Origin of the sequence: Mesorhizobium sp. B2-8-3 (genome assembly GCF_006440815.1) — a bacterium.
Classification (GTDB): Bacteria; Pseudomonadota; Alphaproteobacteria; order Rhizobiales; family Rhizobiaceae; genus Mesorhizobium.
Genome location: NZ_VFTW01000022.1, coordinates 1 through 19,882 on the forward strand (window position 1 = coordinate 1; position 19,882 = coordinate 19,882).

Sequence of the window (19,882 nt, forward strand, 5' to 3'; positions counted from 1 at the left end):
TCAGCACGAATCGTTCCATCAAAAGCTTGAATCACGACCAAGCCAAGATGGGAATCCTGAATATCAACAAACCTTAAAGCGAAATTTCATGGCTGCCATGAAACGCATTGATGGCCGCCTGCTTCTGTCGTCGGCTTGAACCGTGATAGTCGTTCGGCAGGACTGAATCGGATTGCGAGATCAATGAGCGTTCAAACGACCGGCGAACCCGTTCAGGATCCCCCCAAGCGCGGCCGCATCCAGGCCATCGACATCCTGCGCGGCATCGCACTGATCGCGATGGCGAGCTACCACTTCACCTGGGACCTCGAAAATTTCGGCTACACCGCGCCAGCCCTCACCGCCTTCGGCTGGTGGAAGTTCTATGCGCGCTGCATTGCCTCGACCTTCCTGTTCCTGGTCGGCGTCAGCCTCTTTCTCGCCCATGGCCGTCAGATCCGCTGGCCAGGCTTCTGGAAGCGCTTTGCCATGGTCGCTGTGGCGGCGATCGCCATTTCGACGGTCACTTATTTCGTCACCCCGGACGGCTTCATCTTCTTCGGCATTCTGCACGAGATCGCGCTGGCGAGCCTGCTCGGCCTTGTCTTTCTCAGGCTGCCCTGGCTGCTGACGGCCATCATCGCCGCGACCGTCATTGCGGCACCCTACTATCTACGGTCGGAGTTGTTCGACCATCCGGCGCTGTGGTGGGTTGGCCTTTCCGCCACCAACCCGCGTTCCAACGACTACGTGCCACTCTTCCCCTGGTTCGGCCCTGTTCTGCTGGGGATCGCCGCGGTGAAGCTCGCTTCCTCATCCGGGCTTCTCGCCCAGCTGGGAACATGGCTGCCCGGCCGCTGGTCCAACCTGCTGACCTTCATCGGCCGGCACAGCCTTGCCTTCTACCTCATCCACCAGCCGCTTCTGTTCGGCTCGGTATGGCTATTCTCGCAGATCATGCCGGCAGCCCCTCAGGATAGGGAAGCCGGCTTCCTGCCGGCTTGCCAGGCGCAGTGCGAACAGCAGCGGGACAGCAAGTTCTGTACGAGCTATTGTGGCTGCATGCTGGACACGCTGAAGGGCGAAGGGTCTCTCGACAAGCTCTACGCCAACGACCAGTCCAGCGTCTGGAAATCGCATCTGGCCGACCTGGCGGAAACCTGCACCGCCGCGACGGAGGACCAGGTGGAGGGAGGGCAGCAATGACGGGCATCGTAAAGTCCAGACACGGGATCATTCCCTGGCCGCCGGTGATCTATGTCGTGGCGATCGCGCTCAGCGTCGCCCTCGGCATGCTCTACCCGCTGCCTTGGATGGGCGACATCTTCGGCGATCTCCTGTTCGGCGTCGGCTGGGTGGCGCTGTTCGGCGTCGCCATGCTGTGGATCACGGCCATCCGCGTCATGTTCAAAGCCAAGACGACGCTCGACCCCAATGCCGAGCCGGACCACCTGGTGACGTCCGGCCCCTTCGGCATCACCCGCAACCCGATGTATCTCGCCAACACGCTGCTGTTGATCGGCGTCGCCTTCATCACCGGCATCGCCTGGTTCCTGCTCTTTGCCTTCCTCGCCGCTTTCGCCACGCAAAAGCTGGCGATCGAGAAGGAAGAAAAGATCCTGGCGGCGAAGTTCGGCAAGAAATACCGCGACTACGCAAAAAGGGTGCGCCGCTGGATCTGAGGGCTGCCTCGCTTGGATCGGTGCGGGGTCATGCTTCTTTAGCAGTCAGGGTTGCGTGCCTCGCCTTAGCCGCAACGCCTCTCCTGTCGTCATTCTATGGCGAAGCAAGGAGCGAAGCGACGCGCGCAGACCATTCCGTGACATCAAGGCGTTGCAACGGTGCAGACTTCTGCTCTGCTGCACTCTTCGATCAAGGTCACGGAATGGATCCTCGGGTCTCCGCGTCCGCCTCGCTCCCGCTCCGCCCGTGGATGACGAAGCTGAGAGGCACCGGCTAATCTCGAACGTTTGCGATAGTTGCCCTGCAAAACTCCTGCTCACCGCGCTTCACGTATTCACACCCAGCTCAGCCAGCCGCTCCACGCAGGACTCTTCAGCCTGGTCCAGTTCGGCCAGCGTCTCCTCCAGGTCGCGCCGCTTCTGGCGCAGGTCCTCGCGTTTCTCCTCGATGCGCTTGATCATCAGCTTGAGCTGGCCGACCTCGCCGGGCGGCTCCTTGTACATCTGGATGATCTCGCGGATCTCGTTGATCGAGAAGCCGAGCCTTTTTCCGCGCATGATCTGGCGGATCAGGTGCCGGTCGGATGGCCGGAACAGCCGCGTGCGGCCGCGCCTTACAGGCTGCACCAGCCCTTCGTCCTCGTAAAAACGCAACGTCCGCGTCGACACGTCGAACTCGCGTGTCAGCTCGGTGATCGTATAATATTCCCGCATTCCTGCTCCCAAGCCCGGGCATCGCCGCTTGGAGCGTCGCCCTTCCCTCCGATCAGACCCATCCCGCGCCGGAATCGGCACGTGACCCCGGGGCAACCTCGCACGGCATTTACGTAAAAGTCAATTAACGCGAGCCCATTGATTTAGGGCACTCTAAACCACCACGTCGCCAGCCCCAGGAACGCGAAAAAACCGACACAGTCGGTGACCGTGGTGACGAAGACCGCGGAGGCCACCGCCGGATCGATCTTGAAGCGGTCGAGCACCAGCGGGATGAGGATCCCGGCCAGTGCGGCGGCAAACATGTTGATGATCATCGCCGCCGCGATGATGCCGCCCAGATTGGGGTCGCGGAACCAGAAACCGGCGACCATGCCGATAAGCACCGCGAACACCATGCCGTTGATGAAGCCGACGCCGACCTCGCGCCGGATGATGCGCGCCGCGTTGTAGATATCGAGATCCCTGGTTGCCAGCGCGCGCACGGTGACGGTCATGGTCTGCGAACCGGCATTGCCGCCCATGCCGGCGACGATCGGCATCAGCACCGCCAGCGCCACGATATGCTCGATCGTGCGGTCGAACAAGCCGATCACCGAAGCGGCGAGGAAGGCGGTCACAAGGTTGACCAGCAGCCAGGGCACGCGCGAGCGCGAGGTGGCGAGCACCGTGTCGGACAGTTCTTCGTCGCCGACGCCGCCCATGCGCAGAAGGTCCTCTTCCGCCTCCTCCTGGATGACGTCGACCACGTCGTCGATGGTCAGCACGCCGACCAGCCGCACGTTCTCGTCGACCACGGCGGCGGAGAGCAGGTTGTATTGTTCGAACTCCCGTGCCGCCTCTTCCTGGTCCATCGTGGCCGGGATCGCGTGCAGGGTCTCATGCATGACCTCCTCGACCTTGATCGCGCGCTTGGTGCGCAGGATCTGGTCCAGATCGATGGCGCCGAGCAGCTTGAAACTCGGGTCGATGACGAAGATCTGGCTGAAGCGCTCGGGCAGGTTCTTGTCCTCGCGCATGTAGTCGATGGTCTGGCCGATCGTCCAGAACGGCGGCACGGCGACAAACTCGGTCTGCATGCGCCGGCCGGCGGTCTCCTCCGGATAGTCGAGCGAGCGCCGCAGCCTGATGCGCTCGGTGAAAGGCAGTTGCGACAGGATCTCGTCCTGGTCCTCCTTCTCGAGGTCCTCGAGGATATAGACGGCGTCGTCGGAATCGAGCTCCTGCACCGCTTGCGCGATCTGCGCGTTGGGCAGGTTGTCGACGATGTCGAGGCGGATCGCCTCGTCGACTTCGGTCAGCGCGGAGAAGTCGAAATCGGAGCCGAGCAGTTCGACCAGTGCGCGGCGCTGTTCGGGGTGAAGCGCCTCCAGCACGTCGCCGAGCTCCGACTGGTGCAGGTCGTCGACTTCGCGCTTGAGGGTGATCGTATCGCGGTCGGCGATGGCCGCGCCGATCTGGGCAAGGAAGGAGGCGCGAACGGCGCCATCCTCGCCATAGATGTCGGCATGGTGTTCCTCGGCGGGCGCGGCGCCGGTCGTCTGTCTGTCCTGGCCTTCCACCAAGCGCCTCCCGCAATGAGGAATCCCGAAATGAGGTCTAGTGCATGATCCCGAAAAGTGGAAACCGCTTTTCGGGAAATCCAAACCCTGTGCGGCAGATAGCGCGGCAATAGGATTCGTCTTGGAAAGATGTCGCTCTAGCGCACGGAATAGCCAAGGAAATGTGGCGGTTGTCTTCCACTCGCACCCCCACAAGAGCAGTATACGGCGCCCGCCTCGCAGGCGTGACAATCGCTTCAGCCGACGCGACAGCGCATGTCGCTGGGGAAAGAGCACCCCTTCCCCATTGAGGCAGAATTGTCATGATGCATGATCCAGCAGGATCAGCGCATCGCTAAACAGTCCGAGGACAAACGCTGCCCTTGAACATCAAGTCCGCAAAGACGAACCAAGGAAATACCGAGCGGCGCGTTCGCGTGGTCGTCGCCGAGCGCAATCCTTTCGTTGTTTCGGCGCTGCGCGAAATGCTGGAATGCGACGGGCGTTTCGATCTGCTCGATGCCGTGCACAGCGGCGCGCAATTTCTGGAACTGGCCGCCGCCACGAAATTCGACGTCGCCGTCGTCGGCTGGAAGCTCGCCGACATGGATGGCGCCGATGTGCTTACGGAAGTTCAGAGCCGCGAGCTCGGTGTGCGCATCACGATCTTTTCCAACGACCACGATATCGGCATTCTGAAGCAATGCGTACGCCTCGGCGTGCAGGGCTACTGCTTCCAGTTCGACGATCCGCCGGTGATCTTCGAGACCATCCTGGCGGTGGCGCATGGCCGCATCTGCATCCCCTATATCGACATCAACAAAGTCAACGACACGCCATTGTCGCGGCTCACCGTACGCGAGCGCGAATTGCTGGCGGTGCTTTCCGACGGCTGGACGAACCTGCAGATCGCAACGCGGACCGGGATTTCCGAGAACACGGTGAAGTATCACCTGAAAAATCTCTACGACAAGCTGGACGTGCGCAATCGCGCCATGGCTGTCGCGCTCTATTCCAGCGAGAAACGCCGCACGTCCAAACCGCCTTTCGGTTAGGCCGCCCGGGTAGGCCAATCGGGTAGGACCAACCCACCCGCAAGGGCCAACAACTTACCCGGCAAGGTGTTGTTGCAAGGCCTCGTCGAAACGAAACTGCCTCCACAATCCCAAACGATCGGAGGAGTTTCGCGCATGGCTGGGTTCACGCATCTTTTCATCCCGGGGCCTACCAACATTCCCGAACAAGTCCGGCAGGCCATGAACCTGCCGATGGAGGATATGCGCGCCGCCTCCTTCCCCGACCTGACCTTGCCGCTCTTCGAGGACATCAAACGAGTCTTCAAGAACGAGAGCGGCCGCGTCTTCATCTATCCCTCCTCCGGCACCGGCGCCTGGGAAGCCGCGATGACGAACGTGCTCAGCCCCGGCGACAAGGTGCTGATGTCGCGCTTTGGCCAGTTCTCGCATTTGTGGGTCGACATGGCCGAGCGCCTCGGCTTCGAGGTCGACGTTATCGACTGCGAATGGGGCACCGGCGTTCCGCTCGAAATCTATGCGGAACGGCTGAAGGCCGACAAGGCGCATCTTATCAAGGCGGTCTTCTGCACGCAGAACGAGACCGCGACGGGCGTCACCAGCGACGTCGCCGGCTGCCGCGCCGCGCTCGATGCGGCGAACCACCCGGCGCTCCTCTTCGTCGACGGCGTCTCCTCGATCGGCTCGATCGACTTCCGCCAGGAGGAGTGGGGCGTCGACTGTGCCGTCAGCGGCTCGCAGAAAGGTTTCATGCTGCCGGCCGGCCTCGGTTTCCTGTCGGTCAGCAAGAAGGCGCTGGCCGCCTCGCGGGTTTCGACGCACCGGCGCTGCTTCTTCTCCTTCGAGGACATGATCCGCGCCAACGATGCCGGCTATTTCCCCTACACACCGGCCACCCAGCTGCTGCGCGGCCTGCGCGCCTCGCTCGACCTGATCGAGGAGGAAGGGCTCGACAACATCTTCGCCCGCCACCATCGCCTTGCCGAAGGCGTGCGCAAGGCGGTCGACGCATGGGGCCTGAAGCTCTGCGCCAAGGCGCCGAAATGGCATTCCGACACGGTCAGCGCCATTATGGTGCCGGAAGGCATCGATAGCGGCGATGTCGTCAAGCGCGCCTACCAGGCCTACCAGACGTCGCTCGGCGGCGGCTTGAACAAGGTGTTCGGAAAAGTCTTCCGCATCGGCCATCTCGGCTGGCTGAACGAGGTGATGGTGTGCGCCTCGCTGTCGGCGGCCGAAATGGCGCTGCTCGATTGCGGTGTGCGTCTGGCGCCCGGCTCGGGCGTGGCCGCGGCGATCGAGCACTTCCGCCGCACGGCCGGCGTCCCTGTCGCCAAGGCGGCGTGAGGAGCGGACCATGAGCCACACCATCAACCATCTGAAGAAGCTGAGACTCCAGCGCAGCGAGCTCGCCGTCCCGGGTTCGAGCCCGGAGATGATCGACAAGGCGGCGAACAGCGCCGCCGACTTCGTCTTCCTCGACATCGAGGACGCGGTCGCGCCGCCCGACAAGGAACGCGCCCGCAAGAACATCATCCAGGCGCTCAACGACATCGACTGGCGCGCCAAGGGCAAGACCGTCTCGGTGCGCATCAACGGCCTCGACACGCATTACATGTACCGCGACGTCGTCGATGTCATGGAACAGGCCGGCGACCGGCTGGACACGATCCTGGTGCCTAAGGTCGGCGTGCCGGCCGACCTCTATATGGTCGAGGCCATGGTCAACCAGATCGAGATGGCTAAGGGCTTCAAGACCCGCGTCGGTCTCGAAGCGCTGATCGAGACGGCGCTCGGCATGGCCAATGTCGAAGCGATCGCCGCCGCGCCCGGCCGGCTGGAAGCCATGCATTTCGGTGTCGCCGACTATGCCGCCTCAAACAAGGCGCGCACCGTCAACATCGGCGGCCTCAACCCCGACTATCCCGGCGACCAGTGGCATTTCGCGCTGTCGCGCATGACGGTCGCCTGCCGCGCCTATGGCCTGCGCGCCATCGACGGGCCGTTCGGCGATTTCTCCGACCCCGAAGGCTACAAGGCCGCCGCCCGGCGCGCCGCGGCACTCGGCATCGAGGGCAAATGGGCGATCCATCCCTCGCAGATCGCCCTGGCCAACGACGTGTTCTCGCCGCCGGAAAAGGAAGTCACGCATGCCCGCCGCATCCTCGAAGTGCTGAAGGAAGCGGAAGCGCTCGGCAAGGGTGCCGCCGCCCTCGACGGCAAGATGATCGACGCGGCGTCGGAGCGCATGGCGCGCAACGTGCTGGTGGTGAACGAGGCGATCGAGCGCGCCGGTCAGCAGCACGCTGCCGCGCAATAGAAAAAATACCGGGAGGACAAGATGGACATCCACGAATACCAGGCCAAGGAACTGCTTGCCCGCCACGGCGTGCATGTGCCGCGCGGCGGCCTCGCTTACAGCCCCGAACAGGCGACCTACCGTGCCAGGGAGATCGGCGGCGCGAAATGGGTGCTGAAGGCGCAGGTCCATTCCGGCGCGCGTGGCAAGGCCGGCGGCATCAAGCTATGCTCGAATGACGAGGAGATCTCCAACGCGGCCGAAGCCATGCTCGGGCGCAAGCTGGTGACCCAGCAGACCGGCCCGCGCGGGAAGCTGATCTCGCGCCTCTATCTCGAGGAAGCCGTCGACATCGCGCAGGAACTCTATCTCGGCTTCGTGCTCGACCGCAAGGAAGAGCGCGTCATGATCGTGGCGTCGGCCGCCGGCGGCATGGAGATCGAGGAGATCGCCGAGACGGCGCCGGATTCGATCATCCGCGCCACTGTCGATCCGGGCGTCGGCATGCAGCGCTTCCAGGCGCGCGAGATCGCCTTCGGGCTCGGGCTCGAGGACAATCTGATCGGCAAGGCGACCGAAACCATCCTCGGCTGCTACCGGGTGTTCCGCGACTACGACGCCACGATGCTGGAGATCAATCCGCTGGTGGTGACGCGCGACGGCAACCTCGTCGCGCTCGACGCCAAGATGTCCTTCGATGAGAACGCGCTGTTTCGTCGCCCGGAAATCTCGGAGCTGCGCGACAAGAGCCAGGAAGACCCGCGCGAGACGTTCGCCAGCGACCGCGGCCTCTCTTATGTCGGGCTCGACGGCAATATCGGCTGCATCATCAACGGCGCTGGGCTCGCCATGGCGACGATGGATATGATCAAGATCGCCGGGGGCGAGCCGGCCAACTTCCTCGACATCGGCGGCGGCGCCTCGCCGGAGCGGGTGGCGAAATCCTTCCGAGCCGTGCTCGGCGACAAGAATGTCGAGACCATCCTGGTCAACATCTTCGCCGGCATCAACCGCTGCGACTGGGTCGCCGAAGGCGTCATCAAGGCGATCCGCGAGGTCGGCGTCGATGTGCCGCTGGTGGTGCGCCTTTCCGGCACCAAGGTCGAGGAAGGGCGCAAGATCCTGGCCGATTCCGGCGAGGCGGTGATCGTCGCCGACACACTGGCCGAAGCCGCCGAAAAGGCCGTCGCCGCCTGGCGCGAAGCCACCAAGAACAAAAAAGCAGCCTGAGGGAGGTCGAGAAATGGCAATCCTGCTCAACCGCAGCACGCGCGTGATCGTGCAAGGGTTCACCGGCAAGATCGGCAGCTTCCATGCCGACGACATGAAGCGCTACGGCACCAAGCTGGTCGGCGGCGTCACCCCCGGCAAGGGCGGCCAGACGCATCTCGGCTTGCCTGTCTTCAACACGGTCAAGGGTGCGGTGCGCGAGACCCGCGCCGAGGCGAGCATCGTCTTCGTGCCGCCGCCCTTCGCCGCCGATTCGATCATGGAGGCCGCGGACGCCGGGATAAAACTCTGCGTCTGCATCACCGACGGCATCCCCTCGCAGGACATGATGCGGGTCAAGCGCTACATGCGCCGCTACCGCTTCGAGGACCGCATGCGGCTGGTCGGCCCGAACTGCGCCGGCGTCATCACCCCCGGACAGGCGCTGATGGGCATCATGCCAGGCAGCATCTATCTGCCGGGGCGCGTCGGCATCGTCGGCCGCTCAGGCACGCTGGGTTACGAGGCGGCCTCGCAGATGAAGGCGCTCGGCATCGGCGTGTCGACCAGCGTCGGCATCGGCGGCGACCCCATCAATGGCTCTTCCTTCAAGGACATCCTGCAGCTCTTCGAACGGGACGACGACACCGACGCTGTGGTGATGATCGGCGAGATCGGCGGCCCGCAGGAAGCCGAAGCCGCGATCTGGGCGCGCGACAATATGCGCAAGCCCCTGATCGCCTACATCGCCGGGCTTTCCGCACCGAAGGGAAGGCGCATGGGCCATGCCGGCGCGATCATCTCCGCCTTCGGCGAGTCGGCGCAGGAAAAGGTCGAGATCCTGAAGGAAGCCGGCGTCGTCATCGTGCCGACCCCCGCCTCCTTCGGTGAAGTGGTGGCCGATACGCTGGCGCGGACGAAGAAGGCTGCTTGATCGGTCTAGCCTGACGGCTTTGGATTGGTTGGGAATTCCAGGCGGTGGCGGTCTTCATGACCCGCCGCCGCTTTCGTTTTGGCGAGCAAGACGCACGCAGCCGTGGCGACAGTCGCCTGCCATCGCCGGATTCATTGGCTTTTTGCGGAGATTTTGGTGCGGTCGAGAAGACTCGAACTTCCACGGGTTGCCCCACAGCGACCTCAACGCTGCGCGTCTACCAATTCCGCCACGACCGCACGTGGTAGGAGCCGGAACCGTCCGGCTCGGGGCCTGTAGCAAATCGTTTCCGGCGAAACAAGTGCGCTGAGCGGAATATTCGCGAATGCGTATCACCGACAGGTGCGCAGAGGTTTTGGGCGGACGAGGTGTTGCCTCCACAAGCCTCCGCAGCCCGCCTTCACGTTGCCGGAACTGGACGTTTTGGCCGATTGCCGCCATATGGGAGGAGCATCGAGAAAGTTCCATGACAGAACGCAGCCAGATCGCCACGTCGTTCCTGCCCCTGCCCGGCTCGGCACCGGTCGAATGGGTGATCGAGCCAGGCCTTACCGCCTATCCGGATGCCCTTGCCTTCATGGAGGCTCGCGCCGAAGCGATCCGCAGCGGCGCGGCAGGCGAAATGGTCTGGCTGGTCGAGCATCCGCCGCTCTACACCGCCGGCACCAGCGCCCGCATCGAGGACCTGATCGACCCCGACCGCTTCCCGGTCTTTGCCGCGGGCCGTGGCGGCGAATACACCTATCACGGCCCCGGCCAGCGCGTGGCCTATGTCATGCTCGATCTGAAGCGCCGGCGCGAGGATGTGCGCGCCTTCGTCGCGGCGCTCGAGCAATGGATCATCTCCACGCTTGCCGCCTTCAATGTGCGCGGCGAGCGGCGCGAGGACCGCGTCGGCGTCTGGGTGGTGCGGCCGGATCGTCCTGCCCTGCCGGACGACTCACCCGCCGAGGACAAGATCGCGGCAATCGGCATCCGGCTGCGGCGCTGGGTGAGCTTCCACGGCATCGCCATCAATGTCGAGCCGGATCTCGGCCATTTCAGCGGCATCGTGCCCTGCGGCGTTTCGGACCACGGCGTGACCAGCCTTGTTGATCTCGGCCTGCCCGTCACCATGGCAGATCTTGATCTGGCGCTGAAATCGGCGTTTGAGGATGTGTTCGGGCCTGCCGCAGTTTCGGTCGCCGAGCCTGCTCGCAAGGCTGGCTGAACGTCGCTCCGCCTGGAGTGTGTTGAGATTCAGGTCAGGCCGAGCCGAAAACGGTGGGTTCCGAGAACCGGAGCGGAGCGTACTTAAGTACGTGAGCACCGGAAGCGCAGGAAGCTGCCGTTTGCAGGCCGGACTCATCTGAATATCAACATACTCTACATCAGCTGCGCGGATGCCCACAGCATCCCGTAGCCGTGGATGGCAAAGACGGCGAGCAGCGCGCCGGCCATGGCCAGCCGGTCGAAGGTCTTGATCGGCTTCAGTTCGTGTCGCGGCTTCACGCCGCTGCCCATGGTGATCAGGCTGAGGATCGCGAACACCGCGCCGGCGATCAGCAGGAAGCTCGGCGAAAAACCGGCCCGCCAGCCGAGCGCCAGAAGCGCCGAGAGCAGCAGGAAGGACGCCAGCGCGAGTGCTGCCGGATCCGGGCAGATCTGACGCAGCACCTGGCCGCCGTCGAATTTCCACACCGGCACCAGATTGGCGATGTTGAACAGGGATGCGCAGCCGGCGAGCGTTGCCAGGAGCATGGCGACAAGCCGATGTCCCTCGCCGTTGGCGAAGCCGCTGGCGGCGATCAGCACCGGCACCAGGAAAGCGGAGAAGCTTGCGCCCATAAGCGCCACGAAAGCGACCTCGAAGCGGCTGTTATAGGGCCTTCCACCGATGGCAATGCCGCCAAGCAGCGGAATGAAGATCATCCGTGCCCGGCGATGCCCCGTCAGCCGGAAGGCCGCCATATGGCCGAGCTCGTGCAGGGCGACCACCGAGGTCAGGATCGCGGCAAGGGCCAGGCCGCCGATATTGAGGCCGAAGAACGGCCACAGGATCAGGGCCGAAAGCACGGCAAAGCCGATCTGGCTCAGCGGATGCTCGAACCAGCCGCCCTTGCGATACGTGCCGGTAGCCGCCCAGACGTCCAGCTTGCTGAGCTCGCGGCGCATGGCGAAGAAACGGAAGACCAGGAACGCGACGCCGCGGTAGCGATCGGTTTGAGTAAGCGTGACCCGCGTCGCATCACCCTCGGGCACGAGTTCGGCGGTCTCGCGATAGTTTGCCCAGAACGACGGATCGAGCGCAGTGTCCTCGATAACCCGCATCGAAAAGCGGCTGCCTTCCCTCACATCCTCGAACCGCGCCTTGCGTTCGATCGGCCGGCCGTCACGCCCTTCCCAGGACAGCTTGATCAGCACCGTCCCCTCGCCGTCCAGCGGCTCGGCGGAAAGGATCTCGCCGGACCATCCGGCGTCGCCGCCGAACGGCCACAGCGCCTGCCAGAGGCGATCGCGGTCGGCCTTGATCACGCGGCTGACCGTCACCGTGCGCAGTCCGAGCGGCACGGTCATCAAAAGAAAGATCAGTCCGAGATTGCCGGCCACGAGGGTGACCGTGACGATGACCGACACCGAATTCGCTCCCTGTCTTGAGGGAACAACCTAGCGTCGACCCGGCCAAGAAAGACTTAACAACGGGCGGGCTCTTGCCCGTCCCAGGGCGGCCCTGCCGTCCCAAACATGGGCGGGCCCTTGCCTATCCCAGGGCGGGCTCTTGCCCGCCCGAACAACGGTCGGGCATTTGCCCATCTCGGCAGCGGCTAGGCCGCCCGATCACATGGCGCCGATCCAGATCGCCATGGAAACGAGGAAGGTGCTCATGCAAACCAGCGAGACGACATCCTGAACCAGATCAGACATAACTCTCTCCGTTGTTAGTATGTTCGTAGTTTGTTCTAATTTTGTTCGAATGTCAACGGCCGCCACACACCGCGCCGAACGAATCCGGGCCGTCCATTTCTGCAGGGTTAAGGAAAGGTTAGCGCACGATTGGGGGGTATTTGCGCAGAGCCAGGCCGAGCCGAGATTCGGATCGGGCTGAGCCGAGGATGGCAGGTTCCGAGAACCGGCCCACGCCGACGGTAGCCTTCATAGAGCGGAGACACTTATGAGGGCTTCGGCCGGCGAAGGCCGGAAGCTGCCATCCGCAGGCCAGCCTCATCCGAATATCGGTTTGGCCTAAAGCGGCACGACCTTACCCTCGGCCAGCGTCACGCGCCGATCCATGCGCGAGGCCAGCTCATGGTTGTGGGTGGCGATCAGCGCCGCGAGGCCCGACTGCCTGACCAGCGCCTCCAGCGCATCGAACACATAGGAGGCGGTGACCGGATCGAGATTGCCGGTCGGCTCGTCGGCCAGCAGCACCAGCGGCGCATTGGCGACCGCGCGGGCAATGGCGACGCGTTGCTGCTCGCCGCCGGAAAGCTCGGCCGGCCGGTGCTGCGCGCGCTTGCCGATCTGCATGTAGTCGAGAAGCTGGGCTGCCCGGTCCGAAGCGTCCTTGGAGGAAAGCCCCTTGATCAGCTGCGGCATCATGATGTTCTCGAGCGCCGAGAACTCCGGCAGCAAATGATGGAACTGGTAGACAAAGCCGACATCGTTGCGGCGGATCGCGGTGCGCTCCTCGTCCGACAGCCGGCCGCAGGCACGGCCGGCGAGGATCACGTCGCCCGCGTCGGGCCGCTCCAGCAGCCCCGCCGTATGCAGCAGTGTGGACTTGCCGGTGCCCGACGGCGCGACCAGCGCCACCATCTCGCCGCGCCGCAGCGAAAAGTCGGCGCCGTTCAGGATGGTGAGCTTGCGCGGTCCCTGGACGTAGTGACGCTCGACGCCCTTCAGCTCGATAATGGCCTCGGCCATCATTCGTACCTCAAGGCTTCGACCGGATCGAGCCGGGCGGCCCGCCAGGCCGGAAACACTGTCGCGAGGAACGACAGGGCCAGCGCCATGATGACGACGTAGGTCGTCTCGCGCGGATCCATCTTCGCCGGCAGCTGGCTGAGGAAATAGAGCTCGGGGTTGAACAGTATCCTGCCGGTCATCCAGGAGAAGAACTGGCGGATCGATTCGATGTTGAGGCAGATGACGACGCCGAGCAGCACGCCGGCGATGGTCCCGGTGACGCCGATCGCCGCCCCCGTCATCAGGAAGATGCGCAGGATCGCGCCGCGCGAGGCGCCCATCGTGCGCAGGATGGCGATGTCGTGGCCTTTGTCCTTCACCAGCATGATGAGGCCGGAAATGATGTTGAGCGCCGCCACCAGCACGATCAGCGTGAGAATCATGAACATGACGTTGCGCTCGACCTGCAGCGCCGAGAAGAAGGTCTCGTTGCGCTGGCGCCAGTCGACGAGATCGACCGGCCGCTGCGCCGCCTGCTCGACCAGCGGCTTCAGCGCGTCGACATTGTCGGGATTGTCGACATAGATCTCGATGGTCTGCGCGCGGCCGTCCATGTTGAAATAGAGCTGCGCTTCGGAGAACGGCATATAGACGATCGAGCTGTCATATTCCGACATGCCGACCTCGAAGATCGCCGCCACCTTGTAGCCCTTCATGCGCGGCGTGGTGCCGAGCGGCGTCACGTCGCCGTCCGGCGAGATCAGCGTGATCGTGTCGCCGAGCACCAGTCCGAGGCTTTCCGCCATACGCTTGCCGATCGCCACGCCGTCGCCGGTGTCGAAACCGTCGAGCGTGCCCTGCTTGATGTTGCTGGCGACGATCGAAATCTTGCCGAGATCCTCGCCGCGGATGCCGCGCACCAACGCGCCCGTGCCGCCGCCGACATTGCCTTGCGCCAGCACTTGGCCGTCGATCAGCGGAATGGCGTATTTGACGCCCGCGACGCCGTTGATGCGGCTCGCCACCTGGGCGTAATCCTCCAGCGGCGAATCGAGCGGCTGCACGATGAGGTGGCCGTTGACGCCGAGGATGCGTGTCAGCAATTCGGCGCGAAAACCGTTCATCACGGCCATGACGACGATCAGCGTCGCGACGCCGAGCATGATGCCGAGGAAGGAGATCGAGGCGATGACCGAGATCACCGTTTCCTTGCGGCGCGAGCGCAGATAGCGCCAGGCCACCATGCGCTCGAAGCCGGAGAAAGCGCCCGCCGCTGACCTGGCCGCTGCCGCCGGCTCGCTCATGCGGCGACACCCAAGCGCTTCTTGGCTTCCGCGATCGGCAGTGTGGCACGCTCGCCCGACTTGCGGTTCTTGATCTCGACCTCGCCGGCGGCCACGCCGCGCGGTCCGACGATCACCTGCCACGGCAGGCCGATCAGATCCGCGGTGGCGAACTTGCCGCCGGGCCGCTGGTCGGTGTCGTCATAGAGCACGTCCTTGCCGGCCGAAGTGAGCGCCGCATAAAGCTCGTCGCAGACGCGGTCGCATTCGGCGTCGCCGACCTTCATGTTGATCAGGCCGATATCGAAGGGCGCCACCGCCTCCGGCCAGATGATGCCGTTCTCGTCATGGCTGGCCTCGATGATCGCCGCGACCAGCCGAGACGGACCGATGCCATAGGAGCCGCCGGAGGCGTAGTGGTCCTTGCCGTCGGGTCCGGTCACCTTGGCGCCCATGGGCTTGGAGTATTTCTCGCCGAAGTGGAAGATGTGGCCGACTTCGATGCCGCGCGCCGAGACCTGCTCGCTTGGCGGAACGTTCGCCCAGGCCGCCTCGTCATGCATCTCGTCGGTGGCGGCATAAGGCGTCGTCCACTTCTTCACGATGTCGCCGATCTCGGCATCGTTGGAGAAGTTGGTGCCGGCGCCCGGCACGTCGAGCGACAGATAGGCGCGGTCGCAGAACACCTGGCTCTCGCCGGTGTCGGCCAGGATGATGAACTCATGGCTGAGATCGCCGCCGATCGGGCCGGTGTCGGCGCGCATCGGAATGGCCTGCAGGCCCATGCGTGTGAACGTCCTGAGATAGGAGACGAACATGCGGTTGTAGGCGGCCCTGGCGCCCTCGAAATCGAGGTCGAAGGAGTAAGCATCCTTCATCAGGAATTCCCTGCTGCGCATGACGCCGAAGCGCGGGCGCACCTCATCGCGGAACTTCCACTGGATGTGGTAGAGGTTGAGCGGCAGATCCTTGTAGGACTTCACATAGGCGCGGAAAATCTCGGTGACCATCTCTTCATTGGTCGGCCCGTAGAGCATGTCGCGATCCTGGCGGTCCTTGATGCGCAGCATCTCCTTGCCATAGTCGTTGTAACGGCCGCTTTCTCGCCACAGATCCGCCGACTGGATGGTCGGCATCAGGATTTCCAGCGCGCCGGCGCGGTTCTGTTCCTCGCGGATGATCCGGCAGACCTTGTCCAGCACGCGCTTGCCCAGCGGCAGCCACGAAAAGCTGCCCTGCCCCTGTTGCCGGATCATGCCGGCGCGCAGCATCAGCCGGTGCGAGACGATTTCGGCCTCGCGGGGATTTTCTTTGAGAATGGGCAGGAAATAGCGCGACAAACGCATGGACTGGTCCGTGAGTGAAAATGGCGGCGCGGGAATCGGCGCAACCGAGGCTGCTTGCCCGGGCTTCATAGCCATTTCATGGCCGAATGGAAACCCGAGTGCCCCAAAGTATCGGGGCCTTCTGCACCTTACCAAAAAGGCGATTTTGGCTGCAAAGTGCCGCAAATGGCTTTTTGATCGATTCACAAGCAAGCCCTGCCGCACTATTGTGCAGTGCAGCACGATATTGCCTGTTTCAAGGCAAAATTCTTCGTGACATTTTCACCTGCCTTGGTCTAGTGTGCGCCGATAACCGAGAGGGCGGAGAAAAATCTGCTCTCCTACGCGGTCAAAGTCTTGGGAGGATGCGATCTAGGCGCGGTAACTCGCTGCCGCCGGACACCGGAAACAGATCGGACGCGTTTAAATTGCAAGGCCTTGTGCCTTGCATTTTTTTTGTGCAATCATCTGCTTAGCACAACCATCTGCCAAACAGCATCAGGCGTGATTAGCCGTTGAATCGGCAGCCGGCTTCCGATCTCAACCTTGGCGCGCGTATGCTGCTCAATACTTGCGGAAACTGCGTTGTCGCCTTCAGTGACTGACGTCCGGCGTGAAGTCCGGCATGATCCGCATGACGTCGTCGAAGCTATACCCCAGGCCCATCGTCAAGCCGTAGAGAATGCCCATCACGACCACCGTCACGATCGTCGCGCGGACGAAGGCGCGCAGCATATGCGGGCCCCGCGGCGCGCTGGAAACGGTGCCAAGCGTGACATCCTGGTCGTCGTCCTGGGTGCGCAAGCTGAACGGAAGAACAACGAACAGCACCATCCACCAGATGACGAAGAACAGCGCGGCGAACAGTATCCAGTTCATATCTGCTCCAGTTCGACCAGCGTGCCGAAGAAATCCTTGGGGTGCAGGAACAGCACCGGCTTGCCGTGCGCGCCGATCTTCGGATTGCCGTCGCCCAGCACGCGCGCGCCGCTTTGCTTCAAATGATCGCGAGCGGCCAGGATGTCGTCGACCTCGTAGCAGACGTGATGCATGCCGCCGGATGGATTCTTCTCGAGGAACGCGGCGATGGGTGAAGTCTCGCCCAGCGGCTCCAGCAACTCGATCTTGGTGTTGCCGACATCGACGAACACCACGCTCACGCCATGCTCGGGCAGCGCCTGCGGCGCGCTCAACCGCGCGCCCAGCGTATCGCGATAGGCGGCCATTGCCGCGGCCAGATCCGGCACGGCAAGCGCGACATGGTTCAGGCGTCCAAGCATTGGCGGTTTCCCTAGGCAGTAGGCAGTAGGCAGTAGGCAGTAGGCAGTAGGCAGTAGGCAGTAGAGAAGAAGCAAATTTGGCGAGCTAAAAAGCAATCGCTTTCCTATTGCCTACTGCCTACTCCTTCATCTCGTCACAAACACAGTCACCAGCGGCTTCTTGCCCCAGGCTTCGTTGGCGGCGCCGCGCACGGCACGGCGCACCGCTTCCTGCACCAGGTCGAGATCTTTTCGGCGCTGGCGTGGAATGGAGTCCACCGCGCCGATTGCCGCATCGAGCATCAGGTCCTCCAGCGTCTCGCCGCTGGCATCGGCCTCGGCGACGCCGATCGCCACCAGGTCGGGATCGCCGGCAAGCTCATATTTGTCGTCGAGCACGACATTGACGGCGACATGGCCGGCGAAGGAAAGCTTGCGGCGATCGCGTATGCCCATCGCCTGGTCGGTGCCGATCAGCGAGCCATCCTTGTAGAGCCGCCCGAACGGCACCTGGTCGATGATCGTCGCCGGGCCGGGCCAGAGCCTGAGCATGTCTCCATCGCGCACCTGCGCCACCTGGCCGATGCCCGACATCGACATCAGCGAGCCCTGCGCCACCAGATGCGCCGCCTCGCCATGCACGGGAACGCCGATCTGCGGCCGGACCCATTCATACATCTTGCGCAACTCGCTGCGGCGCGGATGGCCCGACACATGCACCAGCGCATCGCCGTCCTCGATGATCTTCATGCCAAGATCGATCAGCCGGTTCTTGATCTCGAGAATCGCCTTCTCGTTGCCGGGAATGGTGCGCGAGGAAAACACGACGGTATCGCCGGCCGTCAGCGCCACCGACTTCATCTCGTCGCGCGAAAGCTTGGCAAGCGCGGCCAGCGGCTCGCCCTGGCTGCCCGTGCAGATGATCACCAGGTTCTCGCGCGGGATATAGCCGTAGTCTTCCTCGGCGATGAACTCCGGCAGGCCATCCATGTAGCCGAGCTCGCCCGCCACATCGATGACGCGCTTCAGCGAGCGGCCGAGCACCAGGCACTGCCGGCCGGCATCGCGTGCCGCCCTGGCGATCGAGACGATGCGCCCGACATTGGAGGAGAAAGTGGTGACGGCAACGCGCCCCTTGGCTTTCTCGATGACGCCCTTGAGGCCTTCGCCGACCGCGACTTCCGAGGGCGACTCCCCTTCCCTCAACGCGTTGGTGGAATCGCAGATCAGCGCCAGCACGCCCCTGTCGCCATAGGCGCGGAAACGCGCCTCGTCGGTCTTCGGGCCGATCGTCGGCGCCGGGTCTATCTTCCAGTCGCCGGTGTGGATGACGGTGCCGGCGGGCGTGGTGATCGCCAGCGACATCGGTTCGGGGATCGAATGCGCCACTGGAATGGCCTCGATCGCGAACGGCCCGATGGTGAATGTCTCGCCGGCCCGGTAGATCGACGCCGGAATCTTCGGGGCGTTCTGCTCGCCCTGCCGCTTGGCCTCGAGCAGGCCGGCAGTGAACGGCGTCATCCAGACCGGGACTTTAAGCTTCGGCCAGATATCGAGCAGCGCGCCGTAGTGGTCCTCATGCGCATGCGTGATGACGATGCCGCGCAGGCCGTCGAGATTCTCCTCGATGAAGCGCGTATCGGGCAGGATGAGATCGACGCCGGGATGTGCCGAGTCCGGAAAGGTGACGCCGACATCGACAATGATCCATTCGCGCGCGTCGGAAGGCCCATAGCCGTAAAGGGCGAAGTTCATGCCGATCTCGCCAACGCCGCCCAGCGGCGCGAAAACGAGCTCGGCGTTTTCCTTATTCGCCATGAATTCTTTCCTTCCTGGCCGCCTTGGCCAAGCCGTTGGCGCAATTCCGGGAAAAGCGTGTCACGGTTTTTCGTCCGGAATTGCGCAAAAACAAAATTATACCCGGGCCGAGGCGACGGCGCCGAAATGCACGTCGCCGGCCGCGATCGTCAAAACCGATCCCTCATCGTCGCGGATCACGAAACGGCAGTCCTCGTCAATGGTCTCGAAGACGCCGCGCACCACATTGCCGTCAATTCTGACAGCAACCTCGCCGCCGAGCCCCGCTGCCCGGCCAAGCCAGCGCTTTCTGATGGCATCGAGCCCACGCCCGTCATCCCACATCCGGGCATTCTCGCTCCAGGCATCCGAAAGCGCCAGGAACAGGGTTTCGGCGTCGCACTGCGCACCCAATGCCTGCAGCGACGTCGCCGGATAAGGCAAATCTTCCGGGTAGGTCACGACATTGACGCCGATGCCGACCGCAACCGCGAAGCGGCCGCCTTCCAGCATCGTCGATTCCAGCAATATGCCGGCAAGCTTGGCGCCCGAGGCCAGCACGTCGTTCGGCCATTTCAGCTCGAAGCGGTTGCGCCCCTGGCTCGCGCCATCCAAGGCGACGGCGATCCGGCCCTTCGGCACGACGGCGTCGAGCGCGTCGGCCAGCGCCAGCCCCGCGACGAAGCCGAGCGTCGCGGCAAGCCGCAGCTCGCCGCCCGGAACCAGAAGCAGTGTCGCCGCAAGATTGCCTTCGGGCGTGGCCCAGACACGGCCACGGCGTCCGCGGCCGCTTTCCTGCTTCTTCGAAACGACCCAGAGCTTGCCGGGATCGCCGGCGCGCGCGTGTTCCAGCGCCAGCGCGTTGGTCGAGCCGACGCTGTCATGCGCTTCGAGCCGGAACCCCTCCGACGCCGCGGTTGGAGCCAGTCGAAATGCCATAC

The 19,882-nt window shown here is 63.8% G+C and carries 18 protein-coding genes and 1 tRNA gene; 8 read left to right on the top strand and 11 right to left on the bottom strand.

Annotated features, from left to right (window positions below; all coding sequences use genetic code 11):
• Positions 1-183 precede the first annotated feature (183 nt).
• Both FJ418_RS24755 and FJ418_RS24760 read left to right on the top strand, forming a co-directional pair.
• Positions 184-1,185 carry a DUF1624 domain-containing protein gene (locus tag FJ418_RS24755; protein WP_140870103.1) on the top strand — a complete coding sequence of 334 codons (1,002 nt, stop codon included), beginning with the start codon at positions 184-186 and terminating at the stop codon, positions 1,183-1,185.
• A complete protein-coding gene (locus tag FJ418_RS24760) occupies positions 1,182-1,661 on the top strand; it encodes an isoprenylcysteine carboxylmethyltransferase family protein (protein WP_140870106.1) in 480 nt (159 codons plus the stop codon). Before FJ418_RS24755 ends, FJ418_RS24760 begins: the two co-directional genes overlap by 4 nt.
• Positions 1,662-1,988: 327 nt before the next feature.
• Here FJ418_RS24760 and FJ418_RS24765 read toward each other — a convergent pair whose 3' ends face one another.
• Positions 1,989-2,375, bottom strand: a complete 387-nt coding sequence (locus FJ418_RS24765) for a MerR family DNA-binding transcriptional regulator (RefSeq protein ID WP_027168973.1) — start codon at positions 2,373-2,375, stop codon at positions 1,989-1,991.
• 143 nt (positions 2,376-2,518) lie between these two features.
• Positions 2,519-3,937, bottom strand: coding sequence for a magnesium transporter (gene mgtE, locus FJ418_RS24770; RefSeq protein WP_140646666.1), 1,419 nt, complete (start codon positions 3,935-3,937; stop codon positions 2,519-2,521).
• Between the two features lie 362 nt (positions 3,938-4,299).
• Between mgtE and FJ418_RS24775 the strand changes: the two genes are divergently transcribed.
• The 5 genes from FJ418_RS24775 to sucD all read left to right on the top strand — a co-directional run bounded on the left by FJ418_RS24775 (position 4,300) and on the right by sucD (position 9,392).
• The gene (locus FJ418_RS24775; protein ID WP_140705667.1) at positions 4,300-4,971 is read left to right on the top strand and encodes a response regulator transcription factor; all 672 of its coding nucleotides are present in this window, start codon (positions 4,300-4,302) and stop codon (positions 4,969-4,971) included.
• A 135-nt stretch (positions 4,972-5,106) separates the two neighbouring features.
• The gene (locus tag FJ418_RS24780) at positions 5,107-6,297 is read left to right on the top strand and encodes an aminotransferase class V-fold PLP-dependent enzyme (protein WP_140870109.1); all 1,191 of its coding nucleotides are present in this window, start codon (positions 5,107-5,109) and stop codon (positions 6,295-6,297) included.
• Positions 6,298-6,307: 10 nt separating this feature from the next.
• On the top strand, positions 6,308-7,270 hold the full coding sequence (locus FJ418_RS24785; protein ID WP_140870112.1) for a CoA ester lyase: 963 nt from the start codon (positions 6,308-6,310) through the stop codon (positions 7,268-7,270).
• A gap of 21 nt (positions 7,271-7,291) precedes the next feature.
• Positions 7,292-8,479: a malate--CoA ligase subunit beta gene (locus FJ418_RS24790; protein WP_140705671.1), complete on the top strand. Its 1,188-nt coding sequence runs from the start codon at positions 7,292-7,294 to the stop codon at positions 8,477-8,479.
• 13 nt (positions 8,480-8,492) lie between these two features.
• Positions 8,493-9,392 carry a succinate--CoA ligase subunit alpha gene (gene sucD / locus FJ418_RS24795; protein WP_040981997.1) on the top strand — a complete coding sequence of 300 codons (900 nt, stop codon included), beginning with the start codon at positions 8,493-8,495 and terminating at the stop codon, positions 9,390-9,392.
• A gap of 154 nt (positions 9,393-9,546) precedes the next feature.
• On the opposite strand, the gene FJ418_RS24800 is transcribed toward sucD, so the two are convergent.
• A tRNA-Leu gene (locus FJ418_RS24800) sits at positions 9,547-9,631 on the bottom strand.
• Positions 9,632-9,858: 227 nt separating this feature from the next.
• Here FJ418_RS24800 and lipB point away from each other — a divergent pair.
• Positions 9,859-10,602, top strand: a complete 744-nt coding sequence (gene lipB, locus FJ418_RS24805) for a lipoyl(octanoyl) transferase LipB (RefSeq protein WP_140870115.1) — start codon at positions 9,859-9,861, stop codon at positions 10,600-10,602.
• Between the two features lie 155 nt (positions 10,603-10,757).
• On the opposite strand, the gene FJ418_RS24810 is transcribed toward lipB, so the two are convergent.
• The 8 genes from FJ418_RS24810 to FJ418_RS24845 form a co-directional block, all read right to left on the bottom strand.
• Complete coding sequence (locus FJ418_RS24810; protein WP_140870117.1) at positions 10,758-12,008, bottom strand: SRPBCC family protein; 1,251 nt, start codon at positions 12,006-12,008, stop codon at positions 10,758-10,760.
• A 606-nt stretch (positions 12,009-12,614) separates the two neighbouring features.
• Entirely contained in the window at positions 12,615-13,295 is a 681-nt protein-coding gene (locus FJ418_RS24815; RefSeq protein WP_140870120.1) for an ABC transporter ATP-binding protein, read from the bottom strand.
• Complete coding sequence (locus FJ418_RS24820) at positions 13,295-14,581, bottom strand: lipoprotein-releasing ABC transporter permease subunit (RefSeq protein WP_140653614.1); 1,287 nt, start codon at positions 14,579-14,581, stop codon at positions 13,295-13,297. The genes FJ418_RS24815 and FJ418_RS24820 overlap by 1 nt, the downstream gene beginning before the upstream one ends.
• The gene (gene proS / locus FJ418_RS24825; RefSeq protein WP_140870123.1) at positions 14,578-15,906 is read right to left on the bottom strand and encodes a proline--tRNA ligase; all 1,329 of its coding nucleotides are present in this window, start codon (positions 15,904-15,906) and stop codon (positions 14,578-14,580) included. The genes FJ418_RS24820 and proS overlap by 4 nt, the downstream gene beginning before the upstream one ends.
• A gap of 573 nt (positions 15,907-16,479) precedes the next feature.
• Complete coding sequence (locus tag FJ418_RS24830; RefSeq protein WP_140646676.1) at positions 16,480-16,764, bottom strand: DUF1467 family protein; 285 nt, start codon at positions 16,762-16,764, stop codon at positions 16,480-16,482.
• The gene (gene mce / locus FJ418_RS24835; protein ID WP_140646677.1) at positions 16,761-17,165 is read right to left on the bottom strand and encodes a methylmalonyl-CoA epimerase; all 405 of its coding nucleotides are present in this window, start codon (positions 17,163-17,165) and stop codon (positions 16,761-16,763) included. Before mce ends, FJ418_RS24830 begins: the two co-directional genes overlap by 4 nt.
• A gap of 126 nt (positions 17,166-17,291) precedes the next feature.
• Positions 17,292-18,962, bottom strand: a complete 1,671-nt coding sequence (locus FJ418_RS24840) for a ribonuclease J (protein ID WP_140870126.1) — start codon at positions 18,960-18,962, stop codon at positions 17,292-17,294.
• A 96-nt stretch (positions 18,963-19,058) separates the two neighbouring features.
• The gene (locus FJ418_RS24845; RefSeq protein ID WP_140870129.1) at positions 19,059-19,880 is read right to left on the bottom strand and encodes a biotin--[acetyl-CoA-carboxylase] ligase; all 822 of its coding nucleotides are present in this window, start codon (positions 19,878-19,880) and stop codon (positions 19,059-19,061) included.
• Between the last annotated feature and the right edge of the window lie 2 nt (positions 19,881-19,882).

Bases quoted from the DNA above. Each gene is read 5' to 3' on its own strand.
- FJ418_RS24765 (WP_027168973.1), bottom strand. From the start codon at position 2,375: ATGCGGGAATATTATACGATCACCGAGCTGACACGCGAGTTCGACGTG.
- proS (WP_140870123.1), bottom strand. From the start codon at position 15,906: ATGCGTTTGTCGCGCTATTTCCTGCCCATTCTCAAAGAAAATCCCCGC.
- FJ418_RS24790 (WP_140705671.1), top strand. From the start codon at position 7,292: ATGGACATCCACGAATACCAGGCCAAGGAACTGCTTGCCCGCCACGGC.
- FJ418_RS24815 (WP_140870120.1), bottom strand. From the start codon at position 13,295: ATGGCCGAGGCCATTATCGAGCTGAAGGGCGTCGAGCGTCACTACGTC.
- FJ418_RS24760 (WP_140870106.1), top strand. From the start codon at position 1,182: ATGACGGGCATCGTAAAGTCCAGACACGGGATCATTCCCTGGCCGCCG.
- mce (WP_140646677.1), bottom strand. From the start codon at position 17,165: ATGCTTGGACGCCTGAACCATGTCGCGCTTGCCGTGCCGGATCTGGCC.
- FJ418_RS24780 (WP_140870109.1), top strand. From the start codon at position 5,107: ATGGCTGGGTTCACGCATCTTTTCATCCCGGGGCCTACCAACATTCCC.
- FJ418_RS24785 (WP_140870112.1), top strand. From the start codon at position 6,308: ATGAGCCACACCATCAACCATCTGAAGAAGCTGAGACTCCAGCGCAGC.
- FJ418_RS24820 (WP_140653614.1), bottom strand. From the start codon at position 14,581: ATGAGCGAGCCGGCGGCAGCGGCCAGGTCAGCGGCGGGCGCTTTCTCC.
- FJ418_RS24840 (WP_140870126.1), bottom strand. From the start codon at position 18,962: ATGGCGAATAAGGAAAACGCCGAGCTCGTTTTCGCGCCGCTGGGCGGC.
- sucD (WP_040981997.1), top strand. From the start codon at position 8,493: ATGGCAATCCTGCTCAACCGCAGCACGCGCGTGATCGTGCAAGGGTTC.
- FJ418_RS24845 (WP_140870129.1), bottom strand. From the start codon at position 19,880: ATGGCATTTCGACTGGCTCCAACCGCGGCGTCGGAGGGGTTCCGGCTC.
- FJ418_RS24830 (WP_140646676.1), bottom strand. From the start codon at position 16,764: ATGAACTGGATACTGTTCGCCGCGCTGTTCTTCGTCATCTGGTGGATG.
- FJ418_RS24755 (WP_140870103.1), top strand. From the start codon at position 184: ATGAGCGTTCAAACGACCGGCGAACCCGTTCAGGATCCCCCCAAGCGC.
- lipB (WP_140870115.1), top strand. From the start codon at position 9,859: ATGACAGAACGCAGCCAGATCGCCACGTCGTTCCTGCCCCTGCCCGGC.